This is a genomic window from Streptomyces lunalinharesii (assembly GCF_039532155.1).
Classification (GTDB): Bacteria; Actinomycetota; Actinomycetes; order Streptomycetales; family Streptomycetaceae; genus Streptomyces; species Streptomyces lunalinharesii.
The window spans coordinates 245,206-259,528 of sequence record NZ_BAAARK010000001.1 but is presented as its reverse complement, the minus strand read 5'-3'; the positions used below and the strand labels follow the sequence as shown (position 1 = coordinate 259,528).

12 protein-coding genes and 1 pseudogene are annotated in these 14,323 nt (G+C 75.5%); 3 read left to right on the top strand and 10 right to left on the bottom strand.

Annotated elements, in window-relative coordinates:
* Window positions 1–121: 121 nt before the first annotated feature.
* Entirely contained in the window at window positions 122–2,437 is a 2,316-nt protein-coding gene (gene bglX / locus ABD385_RS01220; protein WP_344572935.1) for a beta-glucosidase BglX, read from the bottom strand.
* Window positions 2,438–2,606: 169 nt separating this feature from the next.
* Here bglX and ABD385_RS01215 point away from each other — a divergent pair, with 169 nt between their 5' ends.
* Window positions 2,607–3,164, top strand: a complete 558-nt coding sequence (locus ABD385_RS01215) for a GNAT family N-acetyltransferase (RefSeq protein WP_425585341.1) — start codon at window positions 2,607–2,609, stop codon at window positions 3,162–3,164.
* Window positions 3,165–3,188: 24 nt separating this feature from the next.
* Here the strand turns inward: ABD385_RS01215 and ABD385_RS01210 are convergent, their stop codons facing one another.
* Together ABD385_RS01210 and ABD385_RS01205 are read right to left on the bottom strand one after the other, a co-directional pair.
* A complete protein-coding gene (locus tag ABD385_RS01210) occupies window positions 3,189–3,875 on the bottom strand; it encodes an alpha/beta hydrolase (RefSeq protein ID WP_344572934.1) in 687 nt (228 codons plus the stop codon).
* A pseudogene (locus tag ABD385_RS01205) lies at window positions 3,872–4,153 on the bottom strand (DUF1295 domain-containing protein); the annotation flags it as partial. The gene ABD385_RS01210 and the pseudogene ABD385_RS01205, both read right to left, overlap by 4 nt.
* 499 nt (window positions 4,154–4,652) lie before the next feature.
* Between ABD385_RS01205 and ABD385_RS01200 the strand changes: the two are divergent.
* On the top strand, window positions 4,653–6,164 hold the full coding sequence (locus ABD385_RS01200; RefSeq protein ID WP_344572933.1) for an FUSC family protein: 1,512 nt from the start codon (window positions 4,653–4,655) through the stop codon (window positions 6,162–6,164).
* 170 nt (window positions 6,165–6,334) lie between these two features.
* Window positions 6,335–7,426, top strand: coding sequence for a lactonase family protein (locus ABD385_RS01195; protein WP_344572932.1), 1,092 nt, complete (start codon window positions 6,335–6,337; stop codon window positions 7,424–7,426).
* Window positions 7,427–7,475: 49 nt separating this feature from the next.
* Here ABD385_RS01195 and ABD385_RS01190 read toward each other — a convergent pair whose 3' ends face one another.
* The 7 genes from ABD385_RS01190 to ABD385_RS01160 all read right to left on the bottom strand — a co-directional run bounded on the left by ABD385_RS01190 (window position 7,476) and on the right by ABD385_RS01160 (window position 14,242).
* Window positions 7,476–7,829, bottom strand: coding sequence for a nuclear transport factor 2 family protein (locus tag ABD385_RS01190; protein WP_344572931.1), 354 nt, complete (start codon window positions 7,827–7,829; stop codon window positions 7,476–7,478).
* 344 nt (window positions 7,830–8,173) lie between these two features.
* Window positions 8,174–9,112 (bottom strand): sirohydrochlorin chelatase, encoded by a 939-nt coding sequence (locus ABD385_RS01185; RefSeq protein WP_344572930.1) that lies wholly within the window; start codon window positions 9,110–9,112, stop codon window positions 8,174–8,176.
* A 72-nt stretch (window positions 9,113–9,184) separates the two neighbouring features.
* Entirely contained in the window at window positions 9,185–10,225 is a 1,041-nt protein-coding gene (locus tag ABD385_RS01180) for an N-acetylglucosamine kinase (protein WP_344572929.1), read from the bottom strand.
* Entirely contained in the window at window positions 10,218–11,189 is a 972-nt protein-coding gene (locus tag ABD385_RS01175; protein ID WP_344572928.1) for an LURP-one-related family protein, read from the bottom strand. The genes ABD385_RS01180 and ABD385_RS01175 overlap by 8 nt, the downstream gene beginning before the upstream one ends.
* 39 nt (window positions 11,190–11,228) lie before the next feature.
* Entirely contained in the window at window positions 11,229–11,906 is a 678-nt protein-coding gene (locus tag ABD385_RS01170) for a uracil-DNA glycosylase (protein ID WP_344572927.1), read from the bottom strand.
* Between the two features lie 55 nt (window positions 11,907–11,961).
* Entirely contained in the window at window positions 11,962–13,047 is a 1,086-nt protein-coding gene (locus ABD385_RS01165) for a WD40/YVTN/BNR-like repeat-containing protein (RefSeq protein WP_344572926.1), read from the bottom strand.
* Between the two features lie 91 nt (window positions 13,048–13,138).
* Entirely contained in the window at window positions 13,139–14,242 is a 1,104-nt protein-coding gene (locus tag ABD385_RS01160; RefSeq protein WP_344572925.1) for an NADH:flavin oxidoreductase/NADH oxidase, read from the bottom strand.
* Between the last annotated feature and the right edge of the window lie 81 nt (window positions 14,243–14,323).

Below are 14,323 nucleotides of genomic sequence, written 5' to 3'. Positions count from 1 at the left end.
CCCCGGTCCGGGGCCGCGGCGCCAGGCCGTTCCCGGAGGCCGCCGCCGGGGCACAAGACTGTGAGCTGAGAGGCCCCGGACCGCCCGAGTGACCCGGGGCTCCCCCGCGTCGGGGACCGCCTCAGGTGAGGGTCAGCGTGGCCTTCTGGTCGGCGGCCGAACTGGCGCCCACGTAGAGGTCGATGGCGCCCGGCTCCAAGCGGAACTCGCCCTGCGGGTCGTTGCTCCAGAACCCGAGGTCCGCGGCGGCCAGCCGGAACCGCACCGTCCGGCTCTTTCCGGGCGCCAGCGTCACCCGCTGGAAGCCCCGCAGTCGGCGGACCGGCTGGGCGAGGCTGGCGACCCGGTCGTGGACGTAGAGCTGGACCACCTCGTCGCCGGGCCGCGAACCGGTGTTGGTGACGGTCGCGGCGACCTCGACGGTGTCGCCCTCGCGCAGGGCGCCCACCGCGATCCGCCCCGCACTCAACTCGGGCGCCCCGATGCGGAACGAGGTGTAGCTCAGGCCGTGGCCGAACGGGAACTGCGGGCCGTCGGGCAGGTCGAGGTACTTCGAGGTGTACTTGTCGTCGGGGGAGTAGGGGCGGCCGGTGTTCTCGTGGTTGTAGTGGACGGGGATCTGGCCGGCCGACCGTGGGAAGGAGACCGGCAGTTTGCCGCCGGGGTTGACCGCGCCGAACAGCACGTCGGCGAGGGCGGGGCCGGCCTCGATCCCGGGGTGCCAGGCCACGAGCACGGCCGGCGCGCGCGCCACCCAGTCGGCCACCGTCAGCGGCCGCCCGTTGACCAGGACCACCACGAACGGTCTGCCGGTCCCCGCGACGGCCTCGACCAACTGCCGCTGCGCGCCCGGCAGGCCGATGTCGCTGCGGGCGGCGGCCTCCCCGCTGAGCGCCGGGGGTTCGCCCACCACCACGACACTGACCTCGCAGGCCGCGGCGGCCGCGACCGCCGCCGGGATGCCGCTGGTGTCGTCGCCCTGCGGCGCGACGCCGCGGGCGTGCCGCACCGTGCTGCCGGGCGCCGCCCGCCGCACCGCGTCCAGCACCGTGCCGGCCGGGAACTTCTCGGCCGCGGGCGGCATCACCCACGTCCCGAGCAGGTCGGTGGAGTCGCCGAACGGCCCCACCACCGCGATCGAACCGACCGAACGGGCGAGCGGCAGCACCCCCCGGTCGTTCTTCAGCAGCACCATCGACCGGCTCGCCGCCGCCCGGGCCGCCGCCCGGCTCCGCGCGGACGGCGCGCCGATCGCCCTGGCCTCGTCGGCGTACGGGTGCGCGAACAGCCCGAGCGCGTACTTCAGGCGCAGCACCCGGGCGACCGCCTCGTCCACCCGCCGCGCGCTGATCCGCCCCTCCCGCAGGAGCCGCTTGCCGTGGGTGACCAGATGGGTGCTGGTCATCTCCATGTCGACGCCGGCGTTCAGCGCCAGCCGCGCGGCGTCCGCGCCGTCCTCGGCGACCCCGTGCGGGATCAGTTCCTGCACGCCGTTCCAGTCGCTCACCACCATGCCGTCGAAGCCCCACTCCCGCCTGAGGAGGTCGGTGAGGGTGTGCGGGTCGGCGTGCGCCGGGACGCCGCCGATCGTGTTGAAGGCGGCCATCACGGTGGCCGCCCCGGCGTCCAACGCTGCCTTGAACGGCGGGAGGTAGAGGTTCCGCAGCCGGGACTCGGAGACGTCCACGGTGTTGTAGTCCCGGCCGCCCTCGGCCCCGCCGTACGCCACGAAGTGCTTGGCGCAGGCGGCGATCCGGTCGCCGGCGGACAGCCGGTCGCCCTGGTAGCCGCGGACCTTGGCGGCGGCGAACGCGGCCGTCAGGTACGGGTCCTCGCCGTTGCCTTCGGCGATCCGGCCCCAACGCGGTTCGTGCGTCACGTCCATCATCGGCGCGAAGGTCCAGTGCACGCCGTTGGACCGGGCCTCCCGCGCCGACACCTCCGCGTCCCGCGCCGCGACCTGCGGGTCGAAGCTCGCGGCCTGCGCCAGCGGGATCGGGAAGGTCGTCCAGAAGCCGTGGATGACGTCGAGCCCGAACAGCAGCGGGATGCCCAGCCGCGACTCCTCGACGGCGATCCGCTGGAGCGCGTTGCAGGTCCGGGCGCCGAAGATGCTGAGCACCGAGCCCAACCGGCCGGCCCGCGCGGCCTCTTCGACGGCTTTGGTCCCCGGCCCGCCCGGCCCGGTGTCGTACGCCCAGGGGAGCTGCTGCAACTGCCCCAGCTTCTCTTCGAGAGTCATACGCGCCAGCAGTGCGTCGACCTTCCGGTCGTACGGCCCCGGTCGGCGCCCGGACGGTGCCGGTGCCGCGGTGGCCCCCGCCGCAGCGGCGGGCGGGACGGCCCGTGCCGGGGTCGCTCCGGTGCTCGTCAGGCCGGCGGCCGCCGCGGTACCACCCGCGGCGGCCAACAGGGAACGACGTCGCAGCCCATCCATGCCTTCACCTTTTTCATCCATCGAGGGGTAAAGGTTCTCTCAAGGCGCCAGGAGCTGAAGTGACGGTAAGTGGCGGGCAGTTGGCCGTCAAGGAGGCGTGCACGGCCCCGTCCACCGCGCCGCGCCCGGCCCGGAGCGCCCGCAGTGGCCCCCGGCCGGCGCGGCGGCGATGATGCACGGCATGCCCGACGACTCCACCGCCCCCACCGCCCCCACTGCCCCCGCCGTCGTCCGCCTCGACGACTTCACCGGCGCCGACCTGACCGAGATCCTCGGCCCCGGCCCCGATCCCTTCGGCGTCGCCGCCACCGGCCTGACCTGGTTGCCGAAGGAGGAACACTTCGGCATCCGGCTCGGCGGCCGGCTGGTGGCCCACGCCGGTCTGCGCCGGCTGCCCGTCGACCTCGGCGGCACGCCGACCCCGGTGATCGGCGTCGGCGGGGTCGCCGTGGCGTCCGACGTGCGCGGCCGGGGGCTGGCCCGACGGGTGGTGGCGGCCGCCCTCGACCACGCCCGCACCATGGGGCCGCGGCACGCCCTCCTCTTCTGCCGCCCGGCGCTCCTCGCGCTCTACCAGCGGCTCGGCTGGCGCGAGGTGCCGGCCGAGGTGCGGGTGGAGCAGCCCACCGGACCCGTCGTCATGCCGCTGCGCACCCTGTGGACACCGCTGCACGACGGCGCCACCTGGCCGCCCGGCCCGGTCCGGCTGCGCTCGCTGCCCATGTGAGGCGCACCGCCACGGGGCACCGGGTCACGACGCCCCGCCGGCGAGCATGGCGCGGGCGAGCCGGGCGGTGGTCCGGTGCCACTTCCCGGCCTCCTGGAGCATGGTGTGGCGCCCGCGCGGCATCGTGAGGAACTCCACGTCAGCGCCGGCCAGTCGGGCACGTTCACCGTAGGCGCGCGAGTCCTGGTAGGCGGTGACGCGGTCGCGGACGTCGTGCAGCAGCGCCAGGGGCTTGCCCCGGAGGTGGTCCACCGGGTCCTCGGGCGGGCACCAGGGCGCGAGCGCGACGATGCCGCGGACCGCGGGGTGCCCGCCGGCGTGGAGCGCCGCCCGCCCGCCCATGGAATGGCCGACGAGGACGATCCGCAGCCCGGGGTGGTCGGCCACCAGCGCCTCGACGGCCCACCGGGCGTCCCGCGCGGCGTCCGCCGCCGCGCCGTTCCAGCCGCGGCAGCGGTAGCGCACGGACGCGAGCAGCGGCGCCTCCCCCATCGCCGCCCGGGTCACCGCGCGCCGGAACGGCCGCATGCGCAGCGCGGGAAGGTTCAGCAGCGGCGGCGGTCGGGTGCCGTCGGCCTGGCCGCCGTGGAGGAACAGCACCGCGGAGCGCGGGGCGGCCGGGCCGCCGTGGACGACGAGCGGCCGGTGCGCCGGGTCCGACGACGGAGGGTGGGCGCGGGGGGCACGAGGGGCGCGGTCGGCAGTGGTCATCGGTGCGGTCCCTTGCGTGGCGATGGGAGCGGGAGGAACCCACTGGTGCGTGCCCGGTAGGCGGCGTAGCCGGGACGGTGCGCCGTGTGGTTCTCCAGCAGGCGTTTGCCGCTGCCGCCGATGAGAAGGTACGACATCACCATCGGTGACGCGCACGCGACGGCGGCGGCCCGCCAGTCGCGGCAGGCCTGGGCGAACAACCCCCACCAGACGAGGAAGTCGCCGAAGTAGGTGGGGTGGCGGGTCCAACTCCACAGGCCCCGCTCCATGATGGGCCCGGGGCCGCTCGCGACGGAGCGGCCCCACCCCGGGCGGGCGCAGAGGACGGTTCGCCGCGGGCTGCGACGTGCATGAACACCTCCGGGACGTGCATGAACACCTCCGGGGGAGACGCGGGCACCCTTGGTTCGGCGCCGGGCGCAGCGCGGATGGGTCGGGAACGGACGGAGGGACGGACGGGCGGCCGACGCCGGCGGCGCACCGGAGGGGCGTCGCAGGCCCGGCCGACGGGTGCCCGCCGGACTGCCGGCCGGACGCGCGGTCGACCTCGCACCCGCTCCGGGCGCCGAGTGCGCCGAGTGCGGCCAGGAGTGCTCCATTGGCCCCGCAGTGGCAGCCTCGGAAGATCCAAAACTACGCCATTGGCCCAGTGAATCAGTTGACTGTTGAGCCATCGGCCGTATCGATGGTGAAATGTACGAGTCGATGGCGCTGCGGGATCCCCGCGGCGCCTTTCTCATGTCGTGGTGCACCTGTGCACGGAAGGGGCGGGGCAACTTGCTGAAGAAGGCGTTCGTGGCGCCGGATCCGGGCCGGATCCGGCTGCGGTTCGCGGCCCGGGCCGTGCTCGGGATCGGGTGCGCCGTGGCGTTGTGCGGAGCGGTCGGACACTCGCTGATCGCCGCGATCACCGGCGGCCTGGCCGCGCTGCTCGCCCTGTTCACGGTGACCGACCCGACGGTGCGCGGGCAGGCCGTGACGACCGCGCTGCTGCCGCTCGTCGGGCTCCCGGTGCTCGGGCTGGCGGCCCTGCTGCACGGCGTGCCCGTCGCACGCGACCTGGCGTTCCTCGCCGTCGTGGGGGCCGGGGTGTACGCGCGGCGGTGGGGACCGCGCGGGCACGCGCTGGGCGTCTTCGCCTTCATGATCTTTTTTGCCGCGCAGTTCCTGCACACCGTCCCCGGCCAGCTCCCCGAGCTGTACGCGGCGCTGCTGCTCGGACTCGCGGCGGCGTCGGCGGTGCGGTTCGCCGCCTGGTGCTACGAACGGCGGTTGCCGGCGCCCGCCGCGCCGGCCGCGCCCGCCGGGGGGACGGGGTTCGCACGGATCACGACGCGGCAGGCGGTGCAGGCGACCGTGGGGGCCGCCCTCGCGCTCGGCGCCGGGCACCTGCTGTCCGACCAGCGCTGGTACTGGGCGGTGGGCGCCACCTGGTGGGTGTTCGTCAACACCACCTCGCGGGGCGAGACGATCGTCCGCGGGTTCCGGCGGTTCCTGGGCACGGTGCTCGGGGTCGCCCTCGGCTTCGCCGTCGCCGTCCCGCTGCACGACGAGCCGGTCGCGGCCGCCGTGGTCGTCGCCCTCAGCGTCTTCGGGATCTTCTACGCCGCCGCCGTCTCCTACACCTGGATGATGCTCGCCGTCACGGTGCTGGCGAGCATGCTCTACGGGCTGCTCGGCGTGCTTGATCCGGCGCTGCTCGCGCTGCGGGTGGGCGAGACGGCCGTCGGCGCGCTGGGCGCCCTGCTCGCGGTGCTCCTCGTGCTGCCGGTGACCACGCACGCCGTCACCGACGAGCGGGTCGAGCAGGCCGTGCGCTGCGTGCACGCGTGCACGGCGGCGGCCGCCGCCCGGCTGGCCGGGGACGCGGCGGCCGACCCGGCGCCGCGGGTCGCCGAGCTGGAGGCGATCCTGGGCCGCGTGCGGCTGTCCCTCGTCCCGCTGGTGCATCCGCTCAGCCCCTCGCGGGCGCGCAAGCGTCGGGCCCGGCAGATCGTCGCGCTGCTCGACGACTGCGCGCGCGAGGTGCGCGGGCTCGCCTCGATCGCCGCCGACCCGGTGGCCTCGCACGACGCCCGGCTCGTCGCGGCGTGCTGGCGGGTGGAAGCCGCCGTCGAGGCCCTCACCGACGCCCCGATCGACGCGCGGCGCCGGCCGGCCGGAGCCGAGACCGCCGCGCACGCCGCCGACGGCGAACCCGTACTGGCCCACCTGCACGCCCTGGAGCAGGCCCTCCTCGCCCTCGCCGTGCCCCTCGGCAGGTCCGGCCGCGTCCCGGCGGGGGCCTGACCCGTCGCGCCGGCCGGCCGTGGTCCACTCCCGGCCACTGCCGGCGCCGGGCCCACCCGTCCTGTTAGCGTCGCCGGGACAGCGCGAGGCCGTCCCGGAGGGGCCGCGGCGGGCCCGCCGCCCCTCTCCCGGACAGCCCGTCGGGCAAGACGGACGAAGGGCGGCGACCCATGGCGACGAAGCAACGAGGTACCGGGCGGACCACCGGCGGACCGGCCGACGGCGCGGGCGTCCGCGCCTACCTCGGCTCCTTCACCGCCGCCGGCGGCCACGGCATCACCACCGCGGCCGTCGACCCGGAGTCCGGCGCGCTGACGCCGCTGCACTCCACCGACGCCGTGCCCAACCCCTCCTACCTGGTGCCCGACCGGGCCGGCCGCCGCCTCTACGCGGTCAGTGAGACCCCGCACGGCGCCGCCGCCGCCTTCCGCCTCACCCCCGAAGGGCCGGACCTGCTCGCCCCCGCCGTCCCCGTCGGCGGCGCCGACCCCACCCACCTCACGCTGACCGCCGGCCACCTGGTCACCGCCAACTACAGCTCCGGCGACGTCAGCACGCTGCCCGTACGGGACGACGGCACGCTCGACGGCCCGGCACGGGTCCTCGCCCACCAGGGCAACGGCCCCCGGACCGACCGCCAGGAGGGACCGCACGCCCACGCGGTGCTGCCCGACCCCAGCGGTCGCTGGCTGCTCGGCGTCGACCTGGGCACCGACTCGGTCCGCACCTACGCCCTCGCCCCCGCGAGCGGCACGCTCACCGTGCACGACGAGGCGCCGCTGCGCCCCGGCAGCGGCCCCCGCCACCTCGCCTTCCACCCGGCCGGCCACCTCGCCTGCGTCGTCAACGAACTCGAACCGACCCTGACGCTCTGCCGCTGGGACGCCGACCGGGGCACGTTGACGCCGCTGGGGGAGACCCCGCTGCTGCCGGTCGGCGCCGCGGGCACCGACCCGACGTTCCCCTCCGCGCTGGTCGTCTCCCCGGACGGCCGGTTCGTCTGGGCGGCCCACCGCGGCCACGACAGCATCGCGGTGCTCGCCCTCGACGCCCGGGCCGGGACCGCCACCCTGCGCGCCACCGTGCCGTGCGGCGGCCACTGGCCGCGCGACCTCGCGCTGCACCCCGACGGGCGCCACCTCTACGCCGCCAACGAACGCTCCGGCGACGTCACCTGGTTCACCGTCGACCCCGAGACCGGCCTCCCGGTCCGCGGCGGCTCCGTCGCGGCACCGGCCGTCTCCTGCGTGGTCTTCGCCTGACGGGCCGTTGCGGGGCGGGGCGCGGCCCGTAGGGTCGGCCGGTGCGCCGTCACCCCTGGGGGAAGCGCCCGCCGAAGTACACCTGGGTCTCGGTGAGCCGCCCGCCCCGCACCGTCATCACCTCGACGTTGCGGTGCCGTTCGCCGCTCAGCAGCTCGTACGCGTAGCGGACGAAGACCTGGCCGTCGCCGAACGGGACGGCGTCGAGGACCACCTGCGAGCGGACCCGGTCCGCGGTGGGGAAGCAGACCTCCAGGAACGCGGCCCGGTCGAGGTGGTCGTCCTGCGGGCTGGTGAAGACGAACTCCTCGGCGAGCAGCCGCTCCATGGCCGGCCGGTCCTGGGCCAGGTACGCGGCGAAGCAGGCGCGGGCGACGTCCTCGGGCGCGGTGGTGTCCGACATGGTGTCCTCCTGTGCTGACGGGCGGGCCATGACGGTAGACGGGGCGGCGCGGCCCGACTCATCGGCCGCGCGGGAACGCCGGCCGCCGGGCGGAGCACACGGGGGCGCACGACGGCCACTGAGCGCCCCTACGCCGCCCGCGACCGGCCCGCCGGCGTTCCGGGGCCACGCCGGCCCGCCCGGCCCGTCCAGGGGGCGTCTGCGCCGCTCAGCGGGGGTGCAGGGGCCGGACCGGGGCCCGCGCGTGCGACGGGCCGCCCCGCGCGTGCGGCGCGGGACGGCCCTCGGTGAACGGGTGCGCGGCTCCGGTCGTCCTGCCGGTGCCGCGCGACGGTGCCGCAGACTTACCGGACGGCCGCCCCCAGCCCCTGGCCCGGCAGGGTGATCCCCATCTTGGCCGCGTAGTTCGACAGCACCAGCCGGCCCACCGCGCCGTACGCGCCCAGCGCCTCGGCGGACGCGCAGCCCGCCTCCGCCGCGGCCGCCCCCAGCAGGCCGTCGGCGAGTTCGGGGCCGATCAGGTACGGGGCCAGCGCCAGCTGCTGCGAACCGGAGGTGCGCAGCTGCTCGGCGGTGCGGGCGATGGCGCCCTCCTCGTCCAGCCCGGCGGCCAGCACCGGCACCGCCAGTCGGGCGGAGAGCAGCATGCCGGTGATGCCGGCGGCCTGCACCGCCTCCTCGCCGCCGACGGTGGCCAGGATGATGCCGTCCGCGGCGGTCGCGACGGTGAACAGCCGGGCCCGGTCGGCACGGGCCAGACCGACCTCGGACAGCCGGACGTGCAGCGCCTCGGCGAGCAGCGGGTGCGGGCCGAGCACGTCGGTCAGTTCGGCCCCGGAGCCGCTGTTCATGATGGCCTGACGTATCCGGCGCAGCAGGGCGCTGTCCGGCCCGGCCAGCAGCGGGACGACGACCGCGCCGGGACCGGGGTCGGGCTGGCCGGCCGCGACCGCCCGCGCCTTCTGCTCGGCGGCGGCCTGCGTCAGCACCGCCTGAAGCGACGGGAACGCGTCGTCCCCGCCGTCGACGTAGCCGATCCGGGCGTCGAGGCCGGGCAGTTCGGACCGGGCGATGCTGGAGACCTCCTCCGCCAGGCTGCGCGAGGCGGGGGTGGGTGCGCCGGGCACGGCCAGCACCAGGGCGGGTGCGCCCTCGGGTGCGGCGAGCGGTTCCGGCTTGCGGTGGCGGCCGGACTGCCGCGTGCGCGGCGTGCGTACGGGCAGGCCGGGGGCTACGGCGTCAAAACGGGGCGAGCCAGGTGCGGGCCCAGTGGGGGAACTCATGGCGCCGCATGCTAACGCCTCGTCGTGCCCGGCTGCCGAGGGAGGGTTCCACCACGAGGTATCCGTCCCGTTTTATCCCGCGCGTCGGGGTGGCGGGTCCGCCATATGCCCTGTGATCTGCAACAACTTCCCGTCGACGGGGAGCGCCAGCCGGTCCTCGGCCAGCGCCGCGGCGATCGCCAGCGCTCCGTCGAGCGGGCTCCCGGCGGCCTCGGCGGGCCGGGCGTCGGGGAGCCGTTCGGCGAGTGCCGCGCGCAGCGGGACCCGCAGCGGGTCCCCCAGGGCCAGGAGGCCCCCGGTGAGCGCGACCGCCGCGCCCGGGACCGGCGGGCAGGCCGCGGCCGCCGCGTCCGCGATGTGGCGTGCGGCGTCGGCCAGGATTCCGGCGGCGAGCGGGTCCCGCGCCGCGCACCGGGCGACCTCGGGCGCGAACGAGGCCAGTACGGCGGGTCGGTCCGGCCGCGGATAGAGCGCGGCGGGCAGCCCGGCGACCGGTCCGAACACCGCCTGTGCCCGGTCCAGCAGGGTCCGCGAGCCGCCGGGACGGCCGTCGTGGGCGCGCAGCGCCGCCTCCAGTCCGGCCCGCCCGATCCAGGCTCCGCTGCCGCAGTCGCCCAGCAGGTGCCCCCAGCCGTCGGCCCGGCGCCAGCCGCCCGACGGCGTCAGGTCGGCGCCCAGGGCGACCAGGCCGGTGCCGGCGGCGACCACGGCGCCCGGCTGCTGGCCGAGCGCCCCGGCGTAGGCGGTCACGGCGTCCGCGGCGAGTGCGAGGCGCCGCACCCCGAAGGCGTCGGACAGTGCCTCGGGCAGCCGGGCGCGCAGGGCGTCGCCGAGTGTGCCCATCCCGGCGGCGCCGACGCACCCCGCGGCGAACCCGACCGCCCCCACCTGTCGCGCCAACTCCGTTGCGGCCGGCAGGAGTTGTTCGAGCATGTGGTCCGCGTCGATGCCGGTCGGGCCGGTGCGCACCGGATCGTGCGAGGTGAACGTGGCGGCCGTCCGGGGCATCCCACCGTCCGGCGCGATCCGGGCCACCGCGATCCGCAGGCCGGACCCGCCCGAGTCCACGCCCAGGACGTGGCCGCCGGCGCCGTCGCCCACGGGCTCAGCCAAGGCCGCGGGAGTCCTGCTTGAGGGCGGTGTCGACGGTCAGCGCGGTCGCCACGACCAGGCTCAGCAGTGGGTCGGGCAGCTGTCGGTGGATCTGCAGCACGTAGTTGTCCGCGCTCGTGAACATCGTCTTCGCCAGCCCCTCCCAGGTCTTGGTGATCCGGGCGATCTCGGTCTCGGTGTGGTCGACGATGGCGAAGTTCCAGGCGCGCCAGTTCTCCGCCTTGATGGCGCCGACCTGCTGGCCGTTGACCTGCATCGCGAAGTTGATCTTCCCGATGGCGTTCTGCTGGACGATCTCGCCGACCGGCTGGCCGTCCGGACGCGCCACCAGCACCTTGGACTTGATCAGCTTCGCCGGCCGGGTCAGCACCAGCTGGGGCTGGCCGTAGGCGTCCCGGATCTCCAGCTTGTGGGTCATGTACTGGTCCAGGCTGGACACCACCCGGAGCACCTTCCTCGCGGTGCTCTGGCCGATCTCGACGACCGAGCCGAGGGTGTTGCCGTGCTGGTCGTAGACCGCGTACTCGTTGCTCACCTCGATGAGCTTGGCCTTCTGGTTGACCACCAGCACCGGCTCGGTGAAGAGCGAGCCGCCGCCCGGCCCGGTGGGGGCCACGCCGGCCTGCTGCTGTGCCTGGTGCCGGATGCCGGCCTGCTGCTGCGCCTGGTGGTGCTCGTCGGCGGAGTGGGGGCCCGGCTGACCGGCCGGCCCCGGCATCATCTGCTGCGGGTACCCGCCCTGCTGGCCGTACGGGACCTGGGCCGGCTGCTGCTGCGCGTACTGCTGGGGCGCCTGCTGCTGGGCGGGCAGCGGCTGGCCCGGCTGACCGGCCTGCGCCGCGGCCTGGGCCTGCTGACCGGGGTGCGTGTGACCGGTCCACTGGGCGCCGTCCCACCAGCGGAGCAGGTGGGGGGTGCCCTGCGGGTCGGCGTACCAACCCGCAGGGATGTTCGGATTCGTCATGCGGGGAACACTATCCCCGCCCCACGGGCCCGCGCCGGCTCAGGGCAGGCGCCAGTCCACCGGCTGGGCGCCCTGCCCGACGAGGAGGTCGTTGACCCGGCTGAACGGCCGCGAGCCGAAGAACCCGCGGTCGGCGGACATCGGGGAGGGGTGGACGGACTCGACCGCCGGGAGGTTGCCCAGCAGCGGTCGCAGTCTGCGCGCGTCGCTTCCCCAGAGCACCGCCACCAGCGGGCCGCCGCGCGCCACCAGGGCCCGGATGGCCTGCTCGGTGACCTGCTCCCAGCCCTTGCCGCGGTGCGCGGCGGGCTTGCGCGGCGCGGTGGTCAGCGCTCTGTTCAGCAGCAGTACGCCCTGCTGCGTCCACGGGGTGAGGTCGCCGTTGGCGGGGCGGGGCAGCCCGAGGTCGGAGTGCATCTCGCGGAAGATGTTCTCCAGGCTCCCGGGCAGCGGGCGGACGTCCGGTGCCACGGAGAAGCTCAGCCCGACGGCATGGCCCGGGGTGGGGTAGGGGTCCTGTCCGACGATGAGCACCCGCACCTCATCGAAGGGTTGCTGGAAGGCGCGCAGCACGTTGCTGCCCGCGGGGAGGTAGGTCCGGCCGGCCGCGATCTCCGCCCGCAGGAAGTCGCCCATCGCGGCGATCTGTCCGGCGACCGGCTCAAGTGCCTTGGCCCAGCCTGGTTCGACGATGTCTTGGAGAGGTCGTGCAGCCACGGGCTCACCCTACTGGCCGAGGCCCGCCCCCCTTCAACTCCCGGCCCGCCGCGGCTCAGCCCACCACCGCCGCCCGGACGCACAGCACGTCGGGCAGGTGGGCGGCGAGCTGCCGCCAGGTGTCGCCGTCGTCGGCGCTGGCGTACAGCTCGCCGTTGCGGTTGCCGAAGTACACCCCCGCGGGGTCGGCGTCGTCGACGCAGAGGGCGTCCCGCAGCACCGTGCCGTAGTGGTCCTCGGCCGGCAGCCCGGCGTCCAGCGGCTCCCAGCTCGCGCCGGCGTCGCAGGTGCGGAAGACCCGGCAGCGGTGTCCGGCCGGGACCCGGTCGATGTCCGCGGTGATCGGGAAGAGGTAGGCGACGCCGGTCCGGTGGGGGTGCGCGGCCACCGCGAAGCCGAAGTCCGAGGGGAGAGCGGAGCCGATGTCCGTCCAGTGCGCCCCGGCGTCGTCGCTGCGGTAGACGCCCCAGTGGTTCTGGAGGTAGAGCCGGTCGTGGTCGACCGGATCCGGCGCGATCTTGTGGACGCACTGCCCGAACTCGGGGTGCTGGTCGGGCAGGAAGACCGCCTTGACGCCCTTGTTGGACGCTGCCCAGCTGGTGCCGCCGTCCTCGCTGCGGAACACCCCGGCCGCGGAGACCGCGACGGTCACCGCGGCGGCGTCCCGCGGGTCGGTGACCACGGTGTGCACGGCCAGCCCGCCGCCGCCCGGCACCCACTTCGCGCGGCTGGGGTGCTCCCACAACGCCCGGACCAGCTCGAAGGTCTCGCCGCGGTCCGCGGACCGGAAGAGGCCACCGGGCTCGGTGCCGGCGTAGATCACCTCGGGAGCGGCGGGGCCCGCGGGGTGCAGCTGCCACACCCGCTCCAGTGAAGTCCCGGTGTCCTTGGGGTACGTGACGGCCGGTCGGGCCGGTTCGTGCCAGCTGACGCCCAGGTCGTCGGAGTGGAAGACCGACGGGCCCCAGTGCGCGCTGTCGGCTCCGGCCAGCACCCGCGGCCGCGCGCCACGGGTGTCGATCGCGAGGGAGTACACCGCCTGCGCGGGGAAGTGCGGCCCGCCCAACTGCCAGTTGCCGCGCCGCCGGCGGCCGAGGAACAACCCTTTGCGGGTGCCCACCGCGAGGAGTACGTCTGTCATGCCAAAACACCTCCGAAACGCCGTTGTCCCAGCTGGTCGCCAGTGTGCACCCGGCCACTGACAACGGCGTTCCGGTCGGTGTCCGCGCAGGTCAGACGGCCCGGTGGTACTGCTGCGGGAGGTGCACGGCGGCGCCGAGTTCGCGCGCCGCGTGCTGGGCGAAACTCGGCGAGCGCAGCAGTTCGCGGCCGAGCAGCACCGCGTCGGCCTGGCCGTCCGCGACGATCTTCTCGGCCTGCCGGGCCTCGGTGATCAGGCCGACGGCGCCCACCGCGAGGCCGGTCTCCTTCTTGACCCGCTCGGCGAACGGCACCTGGTAGCCCGGTGCGACCGCGATCTTCGCGTCCGGGGCGTTGCCGCCGGTGGAGGTGTCCAGCAGGTCGACGCCGTGCTCCCGCAGGTCGCCGGCGAACCGCACGGTCTCGTCGGCGGTCCAGCCCTCGCGGTCGTCGCCGGCGTCCTCGCTGAGCCAGTCGGTCGCCGAGATCCGGAAGAGCACCGGCAGCTCGTCGGGCCAGACCGCGCGCACCGCGTCGACGACCTCCAGCGCCAGCCGCGTCCGGTTCTCGTACGAGCCGCCGTAGGCGTCGGTGCGCCGGTTGCTGTACGGGGAGAGGAACTGGTTGATCAGGTAGCCGTGCGCGCCGTGGATCTCGACCACCTGGAAGCCGGCGGCCAGCGCCCGGCGAGCGGTCTCGGCGAACTTCCCGACCACCTCGGCGATCTGCTCGACGGACAGCTCGGCGGGGGTGGTGGACCGCTCGGTGAACGCCACGGGGCTCGGGCCGACCGGCCGCCAGCCGTACTGCTCCTCGGGCCGCAGGGTGCGCCCGCGGTCCACCCAGGTGCGTTCGGTGGACGCCTTGCGGCCGGCGTGCGCGATCTGGATGCCGGGAACGCTGTTCTGGGCCTTGATCGCGTCGGTGATCCGGCGGAACGCCGCCGTCTGGGTGTCGTTCCACAGTCCGAGGTCGTAGGGGCTGATCCGGCCCTCGGGGCTGACCGCGGTGGCCTCGGCCAGGATCAGGCCGGTGCCGCCGGCCGCCCGCGCCGCCAGGTGCTGGAAGTGCCAGTCCCCGGGTGCGCCCTCGGCCGGACCTTCGGGTGCTGCGGAGTATTGGCACATGGGCGCCATCCAGAGGCGGTTCGGGACGGTCAGCGACCGGAGGGTGAGGGGCTCGAAGAGTGCGCTCACGGCAGGCTCCTGTACCTGGACGGGGCGGGGCCGGTCGACCCCACGTTCATACGATAGGCATCGTAGTACGGCAGGTGTCAA